Raw genomic sequence first — 21430 nt, forward strand, 5'->3', positions numbered from 1 at the left:
CTTTTAGTTTTCCTACCCCCCTCAATTTATGCCAACACCCTTACCATCCTTGCGCAGCATCCGCTGCTTTTCGGCCTACAGGCTATGGCTGCTGCTTGCGGCGCTGCTGCCGGTGGCGGCGCGGGCCCAGGCCCCTGCCATCACAGGCTTTACGCCCACTAGCGGGCCGGCCGGCACCAGCGTCAGTGTGACGGGCACCGACCTGAGCGGGGTAACCGCCGTGGCCGTGAACGGCACAGCGGGCACCCTCACCAGCACGGGCACGGCCCTGGGTTTCACCTTCGCGCCGGGCGTGGGCTCCACCAGCGGGGCCCTCACGCTGGCCACGGCCAGCGGCGGGGCCACCTCGGCCCCCAACCCCGTGCTGCGCCTGCAAGGCACCGGCGGCACCAGCTCCGACAACACGGTGTACATCGACCAGGTGGAAATCATCGACGCCAACGGCGCGGTGGTGCCCGGGGGCGTGGCCAACGGCAGCTTCGAGAGCGGCGCCCCGGCCGCCGACATCGTGTATAACCCGACCACGGTCACGGGCTGGGCCTTTGCTAGCCCCGGCTTCAGCATCGGCAACGCGGCCATCGCCACTGCCAACAGTCCCTTCTACCCGCCCACGCCGCCCGACGGCACCCACATTGCCCTGTTTCAGCTGCGGGACGGGTACGTGGAGCAGGCCTTGAGCCTGGGCGCGGGCACCTACCGGGTGCGCTTCCTCATGGCCCAGCGCCAGTGCTGCGCCCTGCCCTACGACCAAGCCATGCGCGTGCTGATTAACGGCGTGGCCGTGGGCGCGGCCCTCACCACCAGCAGCAGCAGCTACGTGCAGGTCACGTCCCTGCCGTTCACCGTGTCCACGGCCGGTACGTTCATAGTGCCGCCGTTGCCGACGGTGGTGAGCACTTCGCCCGCGCGCAACGCCCTGGCCGCCGGGCGCGCCGCCAACGTGGCCCTGACGTATGGCCAGGCTGCGAACGCGGCCCTGGCCGCCAGCGTGCGCGTGTACTCCCAGCAGGCCGGGGGCCGCAAAGCCCTCGCCGCCACGGCCAGCGGCAACACCGTGACCCTGGACCCGAGCACCGACTTCAAGCCCGGCGAAACGGTCTACGTCACCTCGCCCGCCGGCGCGGCCAAGCCCTACGTGTACCAGTTCACGGCCCAGGCCGGCGCCGGGTCCGGCACCTTCGCCGGCACCCAGAACGTGCCCGTGGGCAGCGGCCCCCAGAGCGTGGCCGTGGGCGACGTGGACGGCGACGGCGACCTCGACCTGGTGACCGCCAACACTGGCAACAGCACGGTGAGCGTGCGCCTGAACGGGGGCGACGCCACGGGCTCGAACACGGGCGCCTTCGCCGGTGGCCAGAACGTGTCCGTCGGCGCCAGCCCCTACTGCGTGGCCCTGGCCGACGTGGACGGCGACGGCGACCTCGACCTGCTCGCGGCCAACGCCAACAACGGCAGCGGCACGGTGAGCGTGCGCCTGAACGGGGGCGACGCGACGGGCAGCAATACGGGCGTCTTCACCGGCACCCGGAACGTGCCCGTGGGCATCAACCCCTACTGCGTGGTCCTGGCCGACGTGGACGGCGACGGCGACCCCGACCTGGTGACCGCAAACGCTGGCAATACCACGGTGAGCGTGCGCCTGAACGGGGGCGACGCCACGGGCTCGAACACGGGCGTCTTCACCGGCACCCAGAACGTGCCCGTCGGCGCCAGCCCCCGCGGCGTGGCCCTGGCCGACGTGGACGGCGACGGCGACCTCGACCTGCTCGCGGCCAACGCCAACAACAACACGGTGAGCGTGCGCCTGAACGGGGGCGACGCCACAGGCTCGAATACGGGCGCCTTCTCCGGCACGCAAACCGTGCCCGTGGGCGCCAACCCCCAGAGCATGGCCGTGGCCGACGTGGACGGCGACGGCGACCTCGACCTGGTGACCGCCAACACTGGCAACAGCACGGTGAGCGTGCGCCTGAACGGGGGCGACGCCACGGGCTCGAACACGGGCGCCTTCGCCGGCACCCGGAACGTGCCCGTGGGCAGCGGCCCCTACTGCGTGGCCCTGGCCGACGTGGACGGCGACGGCGACCTGGACCTGGTGACGGCCAACATTGGCAGCAGCACGGTGAGCGTGCGCCTGAACGGGGGCGACGCCACGGGCTCGAACACGGGCGCCTTCGCCGGCACCCAGAACGTGCCCGTCGGCGCCAGCCCCCGCGGCGTGGCCCTGGCCGACGTGGACGGCGACGGCGACCTCGACCTGCTCGCGGCCAACTACAGCAGCGGCACAGTGAGCGTGCGCCTAAATCAGGAAACGGCCCCCGCTATCACTAGCTTCAGCACAAACCCGGCCGCCCCCGGCACCCTGGTCACCCTCAGCGGCACCAACCTCACTGGGGCCACGGCCCTGGTCATCAACGGAACGGCGGCTACCATCTTAAGCAACACCGGCACAGCCATCACCTTTAACGTACCGGCCGGGGCCACAGCCACCGGCAGCAGCAGCGTGGCCACGCCCGCTGGCACCGCCAATAGCGCAGCCTTCGCGGTGCTGCAAGCTCCCGTGCTGGCTGCCACGACCGGCGCTACGGCCGCCCCCGAGCAAACCGTCACCGCCGTGGACGCTGGCATGACCGTGAACGACGCCGACGGCACCACCTTGGCTTCGGCCACCGTCAGCCTCAGCAGCGGCCTGGTGCCGGCTGAGGACGTGCTGGCCTTCGTGCCCGCCGGCAACATCACCGGTGCCTACGACGCCGCCACCGGCGTGCTCAATTTGGCTTCGGCCGCGCCCTACGCCACGCTGGCCGACTGGCAGGCCGTGCTGCAAAGCATCACCTACCTCAACACCGCCGACGCCCCCACCGCCGCCGACCGCACGGTCAGCTTCGTGGTGAATGACGGTGGCCTCGACAGCAACCCCGCCACCAAGCTGGTGCAGGTGCAGGCCGTGAACGACGCCCCTGGTTCCCCGACCGACGCCGACGCGGCCCCCAACGCCGTGGCTGAGAATGCAACTCCCGGCACCCCCACGGGCCTTACCGTGACGGCCACCGACGCGGACAACGCCACCCTGACTTACAGCCTGACCGACGACGCCAACGGCCGCTTCGTCATCGACGCCACCACCGGCGTGGTGACCGTGGCCAACCGTGCCGGGCTCGACTTTGAAGTCGCGACCAGCTACACCATCACCGCCCAAGCCACCGACGGCAGCCTGACCAGCAGCGCCGCCTTCGTTATTAACGTGAGCGACGTGAACGAGGCCCCGGTAGTAGCCAACCAGTCCTACACCACCCAGGAAGACGGCGCCGCCGGCACCGTGGTGGGCACCGTGCTCGCCACCGACCCCGATGCGGGCCAGGCCCTGACCTACACACTCACGGCCGGCAACACCAACGGGGCCTTCGCCCTGGTGGGCAACCAGCTGCAAGTCGCCAATTCGGCGGCCCTCGACTACGCCGCCACGCCCAGCTTTGCCCTCACGGTAAGCGTGACCGACAACGGCACCCCCACCCTCGCCAGCACCGCCACCCTAACGGTGACCCTGACGCCTGCACCCTGCGCTGCGCCCACCAGCCTGGCCGTAGGCGGCATCGGCACGAGCACGGCCAGCGTGAGCTTCCTGGGCACCGCCACCGCCACTGGCGGCTACACCGTGCGCTACGCCACTGCGGGCCAGCCGGCCCAGTCCCTGACCAGCGCCACCTCGCCGGTGGCCTTGACCGGCCTGCTGCCCAACACTGCCTACGACGTGACCGTGACCAGCACCTGCAGCCGCACCCAAACTGCGGCTTCGACGACCGTTTCCTTCACCACGCTCTGCCAGATTCCGGCGCTGGCCGCCATAGCCAACCAAAGCGTGAACGTGGGCGCTAACGCCTGCGGTGCCTCGGTGAGCTTCTCGGCTTCGGCCAGCGGCACGCCGGCCCCGAGCGTAACTTTCACCCTCGGCGGCGCAGCCATTGCTTCGCCTTATGTGTTCCCGGTGGGCATTTCCACCATCACAGCCACGGCCAGCAGCTGTGGCGGCATCGCCACCCGCACCTTCACCGTGACGGTGACTGATAACGTGAACCCAACTATTACGGCCCCCGTGGCCAAAGTGGTATCAACCGACGCCGGCCAGTGCTCGGCCACTGGCATAGCCCTGGGCTCCCCGGTCACGGCGGATAACTGCACCGTGCAGAGCGTGACCAATAACGCCCCCGCTTCCTTTGGCAAGGGCAACACGACGGTTACCTGGACCGTGACCGACGCTTCCGGCAACACGGCCACCGCCACCCAGCTGGTGACCGTGGTCGACAACCAGGCCCCGACCATCACGGCCCCGGCCAACCTCTCGCTGGCCAACGACGCCAAAGCCTGCGCCCGCGCCCTGGCCACCGTAGCGCTGGGCACGCCCGCCGCCGCCGACAACTGCGGCACTGTGACGGTGACCAACAATGCCCCGACCAGCTTCCCAGTGGGCACCACCACCGTGACCTGGACGGTAACCGACGGCAGCAACCGCACCTCTACGGCCACGCAGCTGGTGACCATCACCAACGCCGCGCCCGTGCTGGGCGACATCGCCGGCCCCGGCGCTCCGCTGAGCATCGCGGCCGCCACGGTCTCGCTCTCGGCCAACTTCATCGACAACAACCTGACGGCGGCCACCTGGACCTGGGACGACGGCGGCACCAGCGCCGGCACCCTGAGCGGCGCCACCGTGAGCGGCAGCCACGCCTACACCACGCCCGGCGTGTACAAGGTGGGCCTGACCGTGCGCGACGCCTGTGGCCTATCGGCCACGACGTTCTACGAATACGTGGTGGTGTACGACCCCAACGGCGGCTTCGTCACCGGTCACGGCGCCATTGCCTCGCCGATGAATCCGGCCCTGCCCTTCATGCAGGTGGGCGGCACGGCCAAGTTCGGCTTTGTGGCCAAGTACGCCAAAGGTTCCACCACCCAGGTCGATGGCAACACCGGGTTTGAGTTCAAAGCCGGTAACCTGGACTTCGAAAGCACCTCCCTGACGGCGACGCGCCTGGTTATTGCCGGAGAACGCGCCAATTACAAGGGCGTGGGCACCATCAACGGCGCCGGAACCTACGGCTTCCTGGTGGCCGCCATCGACGGCGACTACAACGGCGGCACGGGCCCGGACCGGTTCCGCATCAAAATCTGGAACACGGCCACCAGCGCCGTGGTGTACGACAACCAAGCCGGGGCCGATGAGAATGACCCGGCCACGACGGCCATCAGCTACGGAGCCATCATCATCCAGACCCCAAAAAGCAGCGCCCCCGCCAATCTTGTTGAGGCGACCGAAACGGCAACCCTGACGGCCGCCACCTTCGGCGCTTACCCCAACCCGGTACACGAGCAAACCACCGCTGCCTTTGCTTTCGACCAAGACGAGGACTACGCGGTGGAAGTGTACGACGTGACGGGCCGCCTAGTGCAGCGCCTGCAAGCGGGCCACGCGGCGGCGGGCCAGCTCGTCCAGGTCACTTGGACGCCGGGCAACGCGGCCACGGGCGTGTACAGCCTGCGCTTGGTTACCAAGCACGGGGTGCAGCAGCTGCGCCTGGTCCGGCAATAAGCTGGGACTACCCGGTCGCAACAACCGCTCTACGTGGCGTTGCGGCCGGGTAACGCCAGCAAACAACGCACCGGCTGCTTGATGCTGGCGGCTCCACTCGCTTGACAGCCACCGCTGAGCACGACGGCACGCGTCAGGCGGCTATAGTTGCCCTAGCTCTTTTTGTTTTCCATTCTTACCCACCAACCCCCAACCAACATGAAGAACCAATACCTATTGACCGGTGGCCTATTAGGCCTGCTTTCAATGGCCAGCCCCGTGTTCGGCCAGAATTACGAGCAGATCGCCAAGCAGATTGTCAATACCTCCGCCGGCGTCAAGCCCGGAGAGTTGGTGATGATTACGGGCGGCCAGCATACCCTGCCGCTGATGGAAGCCGTGGCCGTGGAAGTAGCCCGCGCGGGGGGGCAACCGCGTATGCTGGTGAATACCGATAAGGTCGCGCATGCCACCACCGTGGAAATACCGGAGTCCGCGATTCAAACGTCGAAATCCAACAGCTGGACGCTAGGAGCGGATGTCCTCATCTCGCTGCCCAGTATAGATGACCCCAAGGCGGTGTCCGCGGGCTTCACCGAGGAACGCCAAGCGAAATTTGCGCAAGTGGCGGCCGACGGGGGCATCAACAGAAAGGTGGACGCCACCAAGCTGCGGGGCGTCTCCGTGGCCTACCCCAGCAGAAGCTTCGCGGCGAACGAGCAGCTGGACTACCCGAGCTACGAACAGATGATTTGGGCTGGTATTGGCGCGGATTATACCGCCATTTCTACGCAGGCCCAGCAGCTGAAACAGCGGCTGGCGACGGGCAAAAAAGTGCACATCACCTCCCCCACGGGCACCGACCTGACCTTTCAGCTCGCTGCTCGCCCCGTGTTTGTCGACGATGGCGTGGTGACCGCCGCCGACCAGCAGGAGAAAATGTATTTGAGCCGCGCGGCGGCGCTGCCCGGAGGGCGGGTATATGTAACCTGCGAGGAAACCTCCGGTATGGGCCGGCTAGCGGCCTCCCCCAGCACGTGGAACGCCAAACCTTTCAAAGGATTCAAGGCCGACTTTAAGAGTGGGCAGATGGCGAACGCGAAAGCTGATATGGGAGATGAGGATTTTCAGAAGTGGCTGGCGTTGCGTGATGCTAGCTCCATGAAAATCGGCTACTTTTCCATCGGCCTGAACCCAGCGATGAAGGGGCAAAAAGACTATACCCCGAGTACAGCCGCGGGCATGGTACTGGTGGGGATTGGGGGCAATGAACTTCAGGGTGGCCAAAACAAAGGCGCGACCGGCGCAAACTTCCCCATTGCCAACGCGACCGTGGAAGTAGACGGCGCCGTGATTGTGCGCAATGGCCAACTTGTGTCACCAGCCACGGCTAAAGCTGCCCCCGTCAGCAAGAAAAATCGGAAATGAGGCAGGGCAATTTGCGTCTGGCCACCAAACGTTTGCCTGAATAGAGCGAGCCGAGCCGCCTCGCTTCAAGGTCGGTCGGCGATGCCAACTCGCCATACTAGATAATTTTTTAGTAACCAGCCCTGAACCCCATAACCATGACAAAAATCATGACGCCCACGCGATGCTTTGCGGTCCTCTCGCTCGCGGGGGCAGCAACTTCCGCCCAGGCGCAAACCAAAGCAGCCGCGCCGCTGCGCTATAAAGACGCCGTGGAGGCTAATCCCACGGCGGATGCAGACATCCAGGTCGTAACCGAGTACGTCAACACGTTGGTGGGCGGAAACGCGGAGAAAGCAAAGCTGCGGTTGGCCGGCAATTACAAAGGGTACGGCCCCTCCGCCGTCGACTCCACGACGACCGAGCAACTGCTGCGTCGGTGGCAGCAGAGTTACGCCACGCAAACCAACCGGAAATTCACCTTCGTCGCCGCCACGTTTCGCGTGAAATCGGGTAACCTGAAAGGCAACTGGGTGTCGTTATGGGGAAATTACGCTTTTACCCAAAATGGCAAGAACGCTACCTTTCCCGTCCATTACACCGCCCACGTCACCAACGGAAAGATTGACGTGGACCGGATTTACTACGATAATTTATACGTATCCCAAGCCCTGGGCTACAAGCTGGTCCCACCCGCTGCTGGGGCGGCCGCTACAGGGAAATAGCCCTTCGGGGCGCTCGCAATGAAGCCTGGCCGCAAGCACTTGCTTGCGGCCAGGCCTTCCTTTATTGTGGTTTCCGGCATTTCTGCCAGTAGTTCCCACCGGTGCGTGCGATGGGCTAATGGGTTGCCTCATTCTGCTTTTTCCACCGTTATCGTGAACAGCGGAGGTTTGAACCAGATGTGGATGGCAAAGAAATGCGGCTGCGGTGGTAGCCATGCTAATGGGCTGGCTTTGGAAGGATGGGCTATTCGTCCGAAACGGGTGTAGCTTGCTTCACCGGCCCAGCACCCGCCGCCCCGATTCCTTTATGCGCTACCTGCTTTTCCTCTTATTCTGCTGCTTCGCACTTGCTCCTACTCAGGAAGCGCGGGCACAGAACGTGACCCGCCAAGCCCACCCGTTAGCCGTCGACACGGCTTTTTTATTGCCCGTCAACGGGGTGAAGCAGTACCTGGAAATCAAGGGCGCCTCCCGAACCAAACCGGTGCTGCTTTTCATTCACGGGGGGCCGGGCTGGCCGGCGACGCCGATGAACCGCAAATACAACCGCGACTTGGCCAACGACTTTGTGTTCGTTTCCTGGGACCAGCGCAATTGCGGCAAGTCGCAAACCGACACGACGGTGGCTTTGACGCCGGACCTCTACGTCGAAGACGCGCATCAGGTCACGCGCTTTTTACAGCAGGCGTTTCATCAGCGGAAAATTTTCATCGTCGGCCACAGCTGGGGCAGTTTTGTGGGGGCGCAATTGGTGCAACGGTATCCGCAGGATTACGCCGCGTACATCGGGGTGAGCCAATTAATCGACTTCGGCCAGTCGGCGCTGCTCACCCGCACCTACGTGCAACAGCAGGCGGCTTTGCGCCACGACACGGCCACCTTGCACGCGCTGGCTCGCATCCCCCTGTCAGCAGCGACGGGGTTCAGCGGGGGCCCCCATGACCTGTTTACCTTCCTGGCGCTGACGGGTCCCTACCGCTCCAGCCCCAACGTACCGGAATTGCCCAGCCCCACGCAGCTCTACGGCGATTATCCGGCGCCGCAGTGGATGGCCCCGGTGATGCGCACCCTGCCCCCGCTCTTCCCGTACGTAAATGGCGGAAAAACGAAGCTATTGCAGAACTCCGTATTTGAACTGCCGGTGTACTTTTTTGTCGGCAAATACGACCACAACACCGAGCCGGAACTCGCCCGCCACTACTTTGCGGGCCTCCAGGCCCCCAAAAAGCAGTGGTTTGAGTTTGCGCACAGCGGCCACGCGCCCAACTGGGAAGAACCCGCCCTGTTCCACCGCCGGCTCGTGCAAATAGCAGCCGAGAACAAATCGAAATAACCGTGGCCACGACCGCTCCCATCCAGATGGGCGGCGCAAGGGGAATCCCCCCCGTACGGACCGAATATGGTGTATACCTGACTGAGTTTAGGGCTCGACCGTTTGGCTGAACTCGCTGAGCTTCGTAATGCTAAGGGTGGCCCAGTTATAGCAGCGGGGGTAACACCCTGTTACACGCGTTTAGGGGCTATTGCACGGCCAACTAGCCGCCCTGCACCGAGGTGGAGCGTTCACGGGGGCCGCTACTTTTTAGCCTGAAGCTGGTCGAGCCTTTTGCGAAGAGCAGGGGTTTCCTTCAGCTGCAAGGACCTGGTGTAGGAAGCAATTGCCAAGTCCGGCTGCTTTTGGGCTTCGTAGTAGTAGCCCATGGCAGCGTGCGCACTGGGGCTGGCAGGATAATTTTGCAGGTTTAGCTGAAAAAGCGCCAGCGCGTTTGGGGCTTGCCCGGATTTAGGCAAAAGGTTATAACCCATTCTAGTAACGAGTGGCTCGGGCGGCAGCACCGGGTAGCCTACCCGTGCCGAAACCCGCTGATAATGCGCCACCAGCTTGGCCGCGGCCTCGATTGGCTTGTCCGCAAAGATGGTACTGTACTCCGCCGGCGACAGCATGTAGGACTGAAAAATGTATCTCAGCGCATCGTAGGTCGCATCCACTGTTACCAAACTGTGCGTGTCGGTGGGGTAATAGCGGTAAGCCGACCGTAATCCGTTGCTTTTGTTGCGGGCTAAATCCTGGCGCAGCTTCCACTTCGCACGGGTATGCTGCCCGTCTACCGACGGGTCTTTAGCCGCGAGCACCGAATCCAGGCCGGTCGTATTGGCCGAGGCAACAAATAACGTGCGTCCTTGAAAACGAGGCTGGGCGAACGCCTCGTGGACTTCCTGGAGGAGCTTTCCGCCGTCCCACCACATGCTGGGGTCCAGGGCCACATAATTCTCAAACAAGGTGGCGTGGTGCACCAGCGTGTTCATCACCAGCAGCCCCCCAAACGAGTGGCCAATCAGGGTGCGGTGGGCCGAGGCCGGGTAGTGCGCTTCGATGTAGGGAATTAACTCTTTTTCTATAAAGGCGGTGAAGTTTTCGGCGCCGCCGGCTGTTTTCAGCTCTTCGGCGGACATGTCCTCCACACTGGTCGGGCGCGAGGTCGTCAGGTCGCGCGTACGCTGGGTGTTGGTGATGCCCACCACAATCATTTCCGGGAATACGCTACTCGTCGCGGCGCTCAGGCGCTGAATGATGTCCGCGGTGTAGGCAAAATGAGAGGCGCCGTCGAGCAAGTACACCACCGGGTAGCGTTGCTTGGCAAGCGTCGAGAAGCTGGCGCTGGCCGGCATAGACACCCACACCTTGCGCTGCTCGTTGAGCACCGTAGACCTAAGACTGTCGACTTGGCCGATGACGATAGCGCCATTCTTTACGGTTTGCGCCTGAGCCAGGGCGGGGCCGACCAACAATAACAGGAAGAGAAGTTGCTTCATGCAGAAGGAGGTGAGTTTAAGCGCCCAAATGTACAAGCGCATATAGGAAAAAGCATGATTCGCTCGGTACCAGCCGACCATCAATTAACCGCTCGTTTGCGTGAACCTCTGCCCATCGGTGCTTACCGAGCCGGCAAAGTGGCCCTACGGTTCAGATTGAGTTCAAGAAACTCGTTCACTAATCAAAGTTCATTTAATTCGGAGGTGAGACGAGTTTCGTAAACTCCTTTCGTAGTCGGGGCTTCGGTCCCTTTGCCCTTCCAAAGAGCAAGACAGATACTACCAGACAACCGCTCGTCACGTGGCGAACTAAGCCTCATGCGGTGCCCCGGTTAGCTGGGTCCGTTCACGGGCAGGCCCAGGTGGATGGTGGTGCCCTGGCCTTCTTGGCTGTCGACCGTCAAAGAGCCGCCGTGGCCTTGGGCAATGATGTCGTGGCTGAGCGAGAGGCCCAGTCCCGTGCCTTCCCCGGTGGGCTTGGTGGTGAAGAAGGGCTGGAAGATTTTCGCTTGCACGGCCGCGCTCATGCCCGGGCCGTTGTCGCGCACCCGGATCTCGACGTGCCCATTCACGCGCGCGGTCGCCAGGCTCACGGTGGGCCGGTAGCCGGCCTCGCCGGTGCGCTGGCGCTGCTGCACGGCGTAGAAGGCGTTGCTGAACAAGTTGAGCAGCACCCGGCCCACGTCACCGCTCACCACCCTCACCTGGGGCAGCTCCGGCGCCAGGTCGATCCGGAGCTCGGCGTTGAAGCTCTTGTCTTTGGCCCGTAACCCTTGGTAGGCCAGGTGCAGGTACTCCTCGCACAAGCGGTTGAGGTCGGTGGGCGCCCGCTCGCCGGTGCTCGTACGGCTGTGCTCGAGCATGCCTTTGACGATGCCGGCCGCCCGCTGCCCGTGCTGGGTGATTTTGCCCAGGTTCTGGCGGACGTCGGCGGCCAAGGCGGCCACTTCCTCCCCGTCGCCGGCCGCTTGCGCTTCTTCCAACTCCCCCATCAATTCGTTGCTGACTTCGGAGAAGTTGTTGACGAAGTTCAGGGGATTTTGAATCTCGTGGGCGATGCCGGCCGTCAGTTCCCCCAGGCTCGCCATCTTCTCTTTCTGAATCAACTGGGCTTGCGTGGCGCGCAGGTCGGTGAGCGCCCGGGTAGTTTGGTCGCGCTGGGCCTGAATTTCAGCTTTTTGCTGGTGCAGCAGGGCGTTGGCTTGCTGCTTTTGCCGGTTGGCGCGCCACAGGACCAAGCCCAGGCCCGCCAGCCCGGCGAGCCCGGCCAGGGTAGCCCACAGCAGCAGGCGCTGGCGTCGGGCCCGGAACGCCTGCTGCACCTGGGCCAGGCGCAGGCTTTGGATGCGGGCCTGCTGGGCCCGCTCGGCGCGCTCGGCCTCGTAGCCGGCCACGTGAAAGGCGCCTTGCTGGGTGCTGAGCGAGTCGGCGAGCGCCAACCCGAGGCGGGCGTAGCGCCCGGCCAGCTCTGTTCGCCCTTGCCGGGCGTAGAAGTCGGCCAGCGCGCGCAGGTAGGCCAGCCGCAGCGGCACCCCCTTGCCCGCGCAGGCCTTGCGGTAGGCCGCCAACCAGGCGGCTTCGGCCCGGGCGGGCTCGTGGCGGGCGGCGTAGTAGCGCGCCCAGGTCGCGTCCAGTTCCAACTGGTTGCTAAAAAATAGCCCCAGGTGCAAGGAGTCGACTAGGTGCTGCGCACGAGCCAGCAGGGGCCGGGCTTCGGCCACACGCTTCATGTCGAGCAGCACGGCGCTTTTGAGGGCTAGTCCGTAGGCTTGAATAACGGGCACCCCGGCCGCGTAGCTTCGGGTGGTATCGGCGGGGTTGCCCGCCAGGGCCAGGTCCGCGTGGCGCAGGGCGGCGGGGTAGTTGCCCAGCCGGCGGTAGGCCTGGACCATGCCCCAGTAAATGCCAGCGTTGGCGTCGTAGCCGGGTCGCTGGGGCAAGGTGGCCTCCACGGCCTGCCCCTGGCGCAGGTAGTGCAGGGCCTTGGCGGGGTTGCCCCACGCGGCGTACGCTTCCCCCGCTGTTTCCAACTCGCTTGCCTGGTTATAACGATTGAACGGGCGGTATACGTCGGCTGAGCGCAGGTAATGACCGATGCCGTGGTTGTAGTCGCCCTGGTTCAAGAAATAGTACCCCAGCAACCGGTGGCAATGGGCCATGTTCACCGGCGCGCCGCGTGACTGGTACTGGGCCAGCTTGGCTTGTAAGTAAGCCCGTTGCGCTGCCGGACGATTAAGTTTCCTAAGCTGCACGGCAACACGCGACAAGGTGAGTGGACACGCCCAGCCCAGCCGGTCAAACACCGCCACGGCAGCGCGCAGGCTGTCGAGCGCGCGGACGGGCGCGTTGCCGGCTTTCGCGAGTTGGTAGCCCGCGCGCTCCAGGCGAAAAGCGGCGGCTTCGGGGCGCCGCAGCCGGCGCAGCAGCGGCAGCAGTTCCTGGTCCAGCTTGTCGAGTTCAGCATCCGACCGGTAGCCGCGCATTTCGTGCAGGTGCAGCAGGGTGCGCAGGCGGGCCGTGTCGGCGTGCTGCGTGTCGAGCACCCGGCGCAGCGAGTCGGGGTTGGCTTCCCAGTAGCGGCGGCTGGGCGTAGGGTGGAGGGGCGTCTGGGCCCGCACCGCCGGAACGGCTGAGAGCCACAGCAGGGCAAGCAAAAGAAACACGCGCATACAATTTAGGGATCACGCCGCCAGCCCTGCGCGGAAGGGGAAGTAACGACAGGGACCGTAGAACTTTTCGCGGCAAGCTACGACCCAATGGGTCGCTTTCCATCGGCCACTTGGGGACAATCAAAGCGGGCGGAATGGCAGCAGTGAACCGGGCTGTTAGTTTACGAAAACGGTGGTGGCTTAAAAGCGCTTCGTTCAGAAATAGGAGGGTTCAGGTTGCCGCCACGTGCGCGGTCCCGTTCAGAGGCAATGCTATGGAGAAGGTAGTACCATGGCCTACTTGGCTCTCCGCGCTGAGCGACCCGCCGTGGCCCTGGGCAATGATGTCGTGGCTCAAGGAGAGGCCCAAGCCCGTGCCCTCGCCGGTGGGCTTGGTGGTGAAGAAGGGCTGGAAGATCTTGGCCTGCACCGGTTCGCTCATGCCCGTGCCGTTGTCGCGCACCCGAATTTCTACGTGCCCATCCAGCTGTTTCGTGCTGACCGATACGGTTGGTTTATAACTGCTTTCGCCGGTTTGCTGGCGCTGCTGCACGGCATAAAAAGCGTTGCTAAACAAGTTGAGCAAGACCCGGCCCACGTCGCCGCTCACGGCCTCCACCAGTGGCAGGCCCGCCGCAAAATGCGTTTTCAGCGCTGCATTGAAGGTCTTGTCTTTGGCGCGCAGGCCCTGGTAGGCTAGGCGCAGATACTCGTCGCAGAGCTGGTTGAGGTCCGTCGGGGTGCGCTCGCCGGTGCTGGCGCGGCTGTGCTCGAGCATGCCCTTAACGATGGCCGCCGCCCGCTTGCCGTGCTGCGTGATTTTGCCCAGGTTCTGGGCCACGTCGCCCGCCAACTCGGCCGCCTCAGCGGTATCACTGGCGGCCAGTGCCTGTTGGAGCTCTTCTACCAGCTCGGTGCTGACTTCCGAGAAGTTGTTGACGAAGTTCAAAGGGTTCTGAATCTCGTGGGCGATGCCGGCGGTCAGCTCGCCCAGGCTGGCCATCTTTTCCTTCTGAACCAGCTGGGCTTGGGTCGCGCGCAACTCGGTCAGGGAAGTGCCGAGTTGGTCGCGCTGGCTTTGGAGGTCGTGCTTCTGGCGCGTGACGGCCTCATTGAGCTGGCTGAGCTGCTCGTTGGCCCGCTGCTTTTGACGGTTAGCGCGCCAGAGCACGAAACCCAGGCCAGCCAGCACGGCCAGCACGGCCAAGGTGGAAAAGAACAGCAGGCGCTGGCGGCGGGCGCGGGCCGCGTCCTGCACTTGGGCCAGGCGCAGGGCCGCGATGCGCTGCTGCTGGACCTGCTCGGCGCGCTCGGCCTCGTAGCTGGCCACCTGGAAGGCGCCCTGCTGGGTGCGGAGCGAATCGGCAAGGGCCAAGCCGAGGCGGGCATAACGGCCGGCGGGGTCCGGTTGCCCCCGCTGGGCGTAAAAATCAGCCAATGCGCGTAGGTAGGCCAAACGGAGCGGGACAATCTTTAGCTCGCGGGCCTTGCGGTAGGCCGTGAGCCAGGCTTGTTCCGCGCGAGCGGGCTGGCCTTGGGCGGCATAGTAGCGGGCCCGGGTCGCGTCCAGCTCCAAGTAGCCGTTGGGGGTGTCAAAAGGGATTTTTAAGGAATCCGCCAATTGCTGCGCCCGCACCAGCAGGGGCCCGGCCTCGGCTACGCGGCGCAGGTCGAGCAGCACCGCGCTCTTGGACACCAGCCCGTAAGCCCGGTCAATGAGAAACTGGAACGCATAGGCGCGGATGGTGTCGGTCGGCCCGCCGCGCGTCAGCGACTTATTGGCGTAGCGCAGGGCGGCCGCGTCGTTGCCCAGGTGACGGTAGGCTTGGGCCATGTTGCGGTACGTGTACGGGTCAAAGGCAGCACCCGTGCGCGGGGGCAGGGTCGCGCCCACGGCCAGCGACTGCTGCATGTAGGCCAGGGCCTTGGCCGGGTTGCCCCACTCCGCGTACTGCGCCCCGACTACTTTCAACTCGTTTACCTGCGAAGTCCGTTGGAAGGTGCGGTAGAGGTCGGCCGAGCGCAGGTAGTGGCCGATGGCTTGGTTGTAGTCGCCCCGCTGCACTAAAGGCGCGCCCAGCAGATGGTGGCAAGCGGCCAGATTTTCCCGCGCCCCGCGGGTTTTATACTGAGCCACTTTGGCTTGAAAATAAGCGATTCGCTTCTCCGGCTGATTGAGTGCTCTGAACATGGCCCCGACTTCCCCCAAAAGTCCCGGCGCCGGTCGGCCCACACTGTCAAACGCCTCTACGGAGGCTTGCACCGCCCTTAGCCGCGTGGCGAGGTCGGCTTTGGTCTTAAATAGCTGGTAGTCGACATAATAGAGTTGGAAGGCGTGGGCCTCGGGCCGCTTCAGGCGGCGCAACAGCTGGATGCGTTCCTGAGCCAAGGAGTCAAAGTCGCCTGCTGACCGGTAGCCCCCCACATCGAACATGTGCAGCAGCGTGCGCAGGCGAGCCGTGTCTTGCCGCTGCGTGTCGAGCACGCGGCGCAGCGAGTCGCCGTCGGCTTCCCAGTAGCGGTGGGCGGGCGTGGTCTGGGCCCGCACCGCGGGTGCGGCCGCCAGCCACAGCAAGGCCAGCAAAAGAAGGTATCGCATGGAAACAGGGCCACGCCGCCAGCCCCGCGCGGCAGTGAAATTAATTAAAGAGGAAGTTGGGCTACGGGCAGGCAAGCTACAACCCGATTGGTCGCTTGCCACAGGTGAGCCGGTTGACTTCCAAGGACTCCGAGTTTATAGCACCGGTTGGCGAGGGAGTTCAAGGAAACGGTCGAAACAGCCACCCCAGAAAAAGGGCAACACAGGGGGTTGTGCGAAAGAATTGGCTACTTCCTACCGGTTTCCGGCGCAAACGCGGCTTCGCAAGGCCTTCACTGGCGGGGCCTTTTCACTCCTGCTGGTTTTAACCGTGGTTTTAACCTGGTTCAAATACGGTTAAAACCACGGTTAAAACCATGTAGACCCTGTTTTTAACATGGTTTTAACCAAATCCACACGTGGTTTTAACCCCTGGTAGATCACTAAAAGGAGGGGTTAAGCACGCCCCGTTTGGGCCTGTTCAGTGAGAACAAGTGCGCCGTTTGTCCCTCCATCGCGCACCAGCAGGCGAACGTTGGGTAAGGCACAGAATCTCAATGCCCTTGAATTATGTACCGCTGCGTGCCTTGCTCGACATTACGGGTCTACCTTGCCCTTGCTTTGCTTACAATGGCCTCCGCCCATCTTACTCAAAAACATGAAAAAGCAGCTACTATTCCTGCTTCTGCTACCGGTCCTTTGTACCTGTGGGCATAAGAGCCAATACGCCACCATCATTCGCAACGGCCTGCTCTACGATGGCCGGGGAGGCGCCCCATTCAAAGGGGATATTGCCTTAAATGCCGATACGATTGCCGCAATGGGCAACCTGGCCAATGCCTCGGCCGACGTCGTGGTGGACGCGCGGGGCATGGCGGTCTGTCCGGGCTTCATCAACATGCTGAGTCAAACTGACGAAGAGCTCCTGGTAGATGGTCGCTCGCAAAGTGATCTCCGGCAAGGCGTCACCCTGGAAGTGATGGGCGAAGGCTCGAGCATGGGCCCGCTGAATGCCCGAACGAAAAAGCAACTGGAGCGGGGGCAGGCCGACATCAAATACCCCATCGCGTGGACTTCGCTGGGGGAATACCTGACGTACCTGGAGAAGAAAGGGGTCTCGTGCAACGTGGCGTCCTTTGTCGGGGCCACGACCGTGCGCCTGAACGTAGTGGGCGAAGACGACCGGGCGCCGACGGCGGGGGAGCTGGACCGCATGCGCTTGCTCGTGCGCCAGGCCATGCAGGAAGGGGCCATGGGCGTGAGCACCTCCCTCATCTACGCGCCGGCCTTCTTCGCTAAAACGGATGAGCTGATTGCCTTGTGCCAGGAAGCCGCCAAGTACCACGGCATGTACATCAGCCACCTGCGCAGCGAAGGCAATAAGCTGGAGGAATCGGTCGAGGAGCTCATGACCATTGCCAAAGAGGCCCATATTCCCGCGGAAATTTACCACCTGAAAGCAGGGGGCATGCGCAATTGGGGGAAAATGGACGGGGTCATCCGGCGAATCGAAAAAGCCCGGGCCGCCGGCCTGCACATTACAGCGAATATGTACACGTACACGGCCGGCGCCACCGGCTTGACGGCTTGCTTTCCCCCCGCGCTGCAGGACGGCGGCTTTGGCGCCCTGCGGAAACGACTCCAGGACCCCACGGTTCGGGCCGCGACCGTGAAGGCGATGCATACCGATGCCCAGGATTGGGAGAATTTCTACTACGGCGTTGGCAACCCAGATAACATTTTGTTGCTGGCCTTCAAGCAAGACTCGTTAAAAAAATACAGCGGCAAAACGCTGGCCGCCGTGGCTAAAATCCGCGGCACCTCTCCGGAAGAAACGGCCATGAACCTAGTGGTGCAAGACAGCACGCGAGTGGTCACGGGTTATTTCATGATGAACGAGCAAAACGTAAAAAAACAAGTCGCTTTGCCGTGGATGAGCTTTGGCTCAGACGCCGGTTCCATGGCACCGGAAGGGGTATTTCTAAAATCGAGCCAGCACCCCCGGGCTTACGGCAACTTTGCCCGCGTACTGGGCAAGTACGCGCGGGATGAAAACGTGATGCCGTTGCAGGAGGCCATTCGCAAACTGGCCAACCTGCCGGCGACGAATCTGAAGCTGCAGAAACGAGGCGAATTGAAAGTGGGAAACTTTGCGGATGTCCTGGTCTTTGACCCTGCCAAGGTTGTGGACCACGCCACGTTTGCCGCGCCCCACCAATATGCCACCGGAATGACCCACGTGTTCGTGAATGGCATTCAAGTGCTGAAAAACGGCGAGCACACCGGCGCAAAGCCGGGACGCTTTGTGAAAGGGCCGGGCTATAGGAGGAAGTAACGGAAAATCATGGGAGCTGTCGGCGGGTAGCGGGTGCTGTGTTGCCGTTGCTTCGCCGTGGTTCACCACCTCCCCTTCTGAGGTTTGCCTCGCTCAGTTTACGAATACGGTCGGAAAATCAAAACAAGGATTTATAGATTAAACCCTTTTTTCACCTGCGTCGTGAAGCTGCCGGAGCCAGGCGCTGGTATCATGGTCGCGGGCAGGGGCTGGATTCCGGGAACAGGGGGCAGGCCCAGGCTGCGGTCCACGGCCACCAATTCGAATGCGCCAGGCCCGGCCGTTTCTATTTCCAGCTGCACGCCCGCGGCACCGGGAGCGTAGTAGAGCAGCGTCGCGTAAGCGCCGGTAGGCGCGGGGCTCTTCGCATCCGCGGGTGGTGGTGGGACCACCTGGCCGGCAACGCGCACCAGGCGTGCGCTCCGGGGCCACTGCAGGCGCAGGTTCACCACACCCGGACGGCTGGCACGCACCAGCAGGCGCAGGCGGCGTCCCGTTGGCAGGGCACTATCGGCGACTAGTTCCACGGTGGGGGCGGCCAGGGCCAGGGACGGGGCTGTTTGGTGCAATATGGGCAGCAGGCCGCCGGGGAAGAGCGTCGGCATGGTCCGAAACGTCGGCGCGGAGAAAAACTGGCGCGTCCACGCATCCGCGTGCGGGAGGCTGCTCACCCAATAGGCCTGCCGTTCGTCAGCGTCCAGGATGTACAGCACCTGGGTTTGCTGCGGGAGGTCGGCCGTGGGGGTGCTGCGGGCGTGGGCGGCCACCAGGGCGCCGATGGCGACCAGGCCGCTCAGGCCCGGCACCGCCCAGTGCACCCGCGCGCCCGACGCATCGGCCCGCCGAAGTGCGGGCAGCAGCACCGGCAGGAGCATGCCCAACAAGACCGCCAGAAAAAACGCAGCGCCTAGCAGCAAGGTCCCTAACCCGGCGGTCGTCAGCAGAATCGAGAGCCCAGGAGCCAGCAGCGCCACGGCGGGGAGCACCCACACCCACGCCCACGCGCGTTGCGAGGGCACCACCCGCTCGCCTGCGGGTTGGGACCCACGCAGCGCCCACCCCGCCGCCCCAAACAGCAGGGGGAAGCCCAGCAAAAAGCCCGAGGTGGGCGCCTTCACCAGCACCAGCACTTGCAGAACGGCCAGCACCAGCAAGGCGCCGCCCGTCAACGAATCGGGCCGCAGCCACCGGAGCAGGCCGGCGTAGTAGGCGGCAAACACCGCCGTGCCCAGCGCCACAAAGGCCAAGTGGTACGCGCGGACGTTGTAAAAGGTGTGGTCGTAGAACAGGGCGTACTGCAAATACGCCCCCGCCACCAGCCGCGTCAGCCCCCAGGCCGTGGCCCCGAGCAGCAGCAGGCCGCCCACCCAAGCCAGGGCCCCGCCCAGCCACCCCCGCAGCCGCAGGCGGCCCTGCCGTCGGGCCCGCACCGCCGCCGCCGCCAGCAGGAGCCCGGCCACGAGGGTGAGCAAGTAGTCCCAGCGCGCGTCGTACTGCACCAGCCACGAGCCCAAGGGGTTGAAAAAGGTGCTGTCGGGGGCCGGCGTCCGGACCAACGGGATGCTGGCAAAGTGTCGCACCGCCGGCAGCATGTAATCGCCTTGCTGTTGCACGGTTCCCGGATGGAGGCGGCCGGGCGTATCGACCGGGCTGTGATAATACGAGTGGCCGCCGTTAAAGGCAAAATTGAGGCCCGGCAGGCCCGTGGCCCGAAAGGCCGTAAAGTCGGTGTCGTTGGGCAGGTTGCGGTAGACTTCGTAGAAGAGCGACGAGCCAAAGGCCCCCGGTACCGCCTTCGCGAACTCGCCGACCACCCACCCGTTGCCCGGGCTGACCTCGAACAGGAGCGTGGGGCCCTCGTTGCCACTGCCTTCGAAGTTGAGCACCACGCCTACCTCCCGGCGCAGGCGGGCCGTGTCGGCGGCGTAGGCGCGGGCGCCCATCAGGCCAATTTCTTCCCCGTCGGTGAAGACCCAGCGCACGTCGTGCGCCAGGGGCGGTCCCGCGCGCAGGGCGCGCATCGTTTCGAGGGCGGTGGCCACGCCCGAGCCGTCGTCGCCGGCCCCCGGGGTGTGCGGCTGCGAGTCGTAGTGGCTCACCACCAGCACCCCCGGTCCGCCCGGGGTGCGGCCGGGCAAGTACGCCACCACGTTCTGGACGCGGGCGCCCGTCACGATGCCGCGGAAACCGCTGACCACGGTCGTGTCCTGCACGGTGACGCGCAGGCCCAGGGCCCGGCAGCGCTGCACCAGGTAGTCCCGAACCCGGTCGTGGTCGAGCGTGCCAATGCTGTGGGGCCGGCGCGCGATGACCGCCACCTCCCGCAGCGCCCGTTCTGCCGAAAATACCACGGCGGGCGCCGTGGCGGGCACTGGCCGTGGCGGATTAGCCAAATACAGCGACAAAGCCACCAAGAGCAACACCCCGGCGAGAGGCAACCAGCGAGACACGCGGAGTAGGGTCATTCTTAAAAATAACGGTCATGGGAAAGGAGCAAAGGAACTCCAAAACCGTTATAGTTTATTTTACTAATTCATAAATAGATATGTTGTTACGGTGGCGGCAGTAAATGGTACCATGCCTGGCTGGCCGGTGACAACCGCACCTGCGCTCGGCGCGCTACTTGACAGGGCTTGCGGTGGCATGGGTACCCGCCGTCGCGGCACAGCAGAGGCGGCGCAAATCCTATCAGCGAGGCATTCCCCTGTGGTTGGTTGAGCGTACCGCTGCTGATGCCTTGAATTGGACGGAGCGATTGCATTATGACAAGCCACCCAGCCCCATCAGAATTGACTGGAAGTAATGACAAAAAAAGAATGAAAATCGAGTTTAAGAAAACGGTGGTTCAAGCATTGGAGCATTTTTCCGGCCGGTTTTTTCGGCCGATGTGCGAACAAACGGCGCTTTCACAGAAAGTTTACTGGACTGTTTACCTTCAAGCCCTGCACCTAACGCCATGAAGCTTGCAGTGAACCGCGAGTTCAAGCTTTACTCAAAGAAAAAAGCTCTTTGTCCCCCTGAGTGTACCCCGTTAAACTCAAAACGCCCTTGGTGATATCACCAAGGGCGTTAGTTGTACCAGAGACGGGACTCGAACCCGTACGTCCGTGAAGACAAGGGATTTTAAGTCCCTCGTGGCTACCATTACACCACTCTGGCGTTTGCCCCCGATGTGGGGTCAAACAAAAAAGACGTTGCGGTAAAGCAACGTCTTTTTTTCAACTTTTGGAGCGGGAGACGAGGTTCGAACTCGCGACCTCGACCTTGGCAAGGTCGCGCTCTACCAACTGAGCTACTCTCGCGGGAGGTTCATTGCTACTTTCATAGCGCTGAATGGTGCGACAAAGGTAAGGTGAT

General features: G+C 63.8%; 9 protein-coding genes and 2 tRNA genes. 5 read left to right on the forward strand and 6 right to left on the reverse strand.

Annotated elements, in window-relative coordinates:
- Positions 1-28: 28 nt before the first annotated feature.
- The 4 genes from AUC43_RS02430 to AUC43_RS02445 all read left to right on the forward strand — a co-directional run bounded on the left by AUC43_RS02430 (position 29) and on the right by AUC43_RS02445 (position 9031).
- Complete coding sequence (locus AUC43_RS02430) at positions 29-5587, forward strand: FG-GAP-like repeat-containing protein (protein ID WP_157780894.1); 5559 nt, start codon at positions 29-31, stop codon at positions 5585-5587.
- A gap of 198 nt (positions 5588-5785) precedes the next feature.
- Positions 5786-6994 (forward strand): aminopeptidase, encoded by a 1209-nt coding sequence (locus AUC43_RS02435; protein ID WP_082684856.1) that lies wholly within the window; start codon positions 5786-5788, stop codon positions 6992-6994.
- 137 nt (positions 6995-7131) lie between these two features.
- Complete coding sequence (locus AUC43_RS02440; protein WP_068189466.1) at positions 7132-7698, forward strand: hypothetical protein; 567 nt, start codon at positions 7132-7134, stop codon at positions 7696-7698.
- Between the two features lie 307 nt (positions 7699-8005).
- Positions 8006-9031, forward strand: coding sequence for an alpha/beta fold hydrolase (locus tag AUC43_RS02445; protein ID WP_068189469.1), 1026 nt, complete (start codon positions 8006-8008; stop codon positions 9029-9031).
- Between the two features lie 242 nt (positions 9032-9273).
- On the opposite strand, the gene AUC43_RS02450 is transcribed toward AUC43_RS02445, so the two are convergent.
- The 3 genes from AUC43_RS02450 to AUC43_RS02460 all read right to left on the reverse strand — a co-directional run bounded on the left by AUC43_RS02450 (position 9274) and on the right by AUC43_RS02460 (position 15759).
- The gene (locus AUC43_RS02450) at positions 9274-10512 is read right to left on the reverse strand and encodes an alpha/beta hydrolase-fold protein (RefSeq protein WP_071886012.1); all 1239 of its coding nucleotides are present in this window, start codon (positions 10510-10512) and stop codon (positions 9274-9276) included.
- A 332-nt stretch (positions 10513-10844) separates the two neighbouring features.
- Entirely contained in the window at positions 10845-13175 is a 2331-nt protein-coding gene (locus tag AUC43_RS20300) for an ATP-binding protein (RefSeq protein WP_233254088.1), read from the reverse strand.
- A gap of 217 nt (positions 13176-13392) precedes the next feature.
- On the reverse strand, positions 13393-15759 hold the full coding sequence (locus AUC43_RS02460) for a tetratricopeptide repeat-containing sensor histidine kinase (RefSeq protein WP_233254089.1): 2367 nt from the start codon (positions 15757-15759) through the stop codon (positions 13393-13395).
- 637 nt (positions 15760-16396) lie between these two features.
- Here AUC43_RS02460 and AUC43_RS02465 point away from each other — a divergent pair.
- Complete coding sequence (locus tag AUC43_RS02465) at positions 16397-18073, forward strand: N-acyl-D-amino-acid deacylase family protein (protein ID WP_068189481.1); 1677 nt, start codon at positions 16397-16399, stop codon at positions 18071-18073.
- Between the two features lie 131 nt (positions 18074-18204).
- Here AUC43_RS02465 and AUC43_RS02470 read toward each other — a convergent pair whose 3' ends face one another.
- From AUC43_RS02470 to AUC43_RS02480, 3 genes are all read right to left on the reverse strand, one after another.
- Complete coding sequence (locus tag AUC43_RS02470; RefSeq protein ID WP_099092867.1) at positions 18205-20538, reverse strand: M20/M25/M40 family metallo-hydrolase; 2334 nt, start codon at positions 20536-20538, stop codon at positions 18205-18207.
- A 611-nt stretch (positions 20539-21149) separates the two neighbouring features.
- A tRNA-Leu gene (locus AUC43_RS02475) sits at positions 21150-21232 on the reverse strand.
- A 67-nt stretch (positions 21233-21299) separates the two neighbouring features.
- A tRNA-Gly gene (locus AUC43_RS02480) sits at positions 21300-21375 on the reverse strand.
- Positions 21376-21430 lie beyond the last annotated feature (55 nt).

This window comes from Hymenobacter sedentarius (assembly GCF_001507645.1).
Taxonomy (GTDB): domain Bacteria; phylum Bacteroidota; class Bacteroidia; order Cytophagales; family Hymenobacteraceae; genus Hymenobacter; species Hymenobacter sedentarius.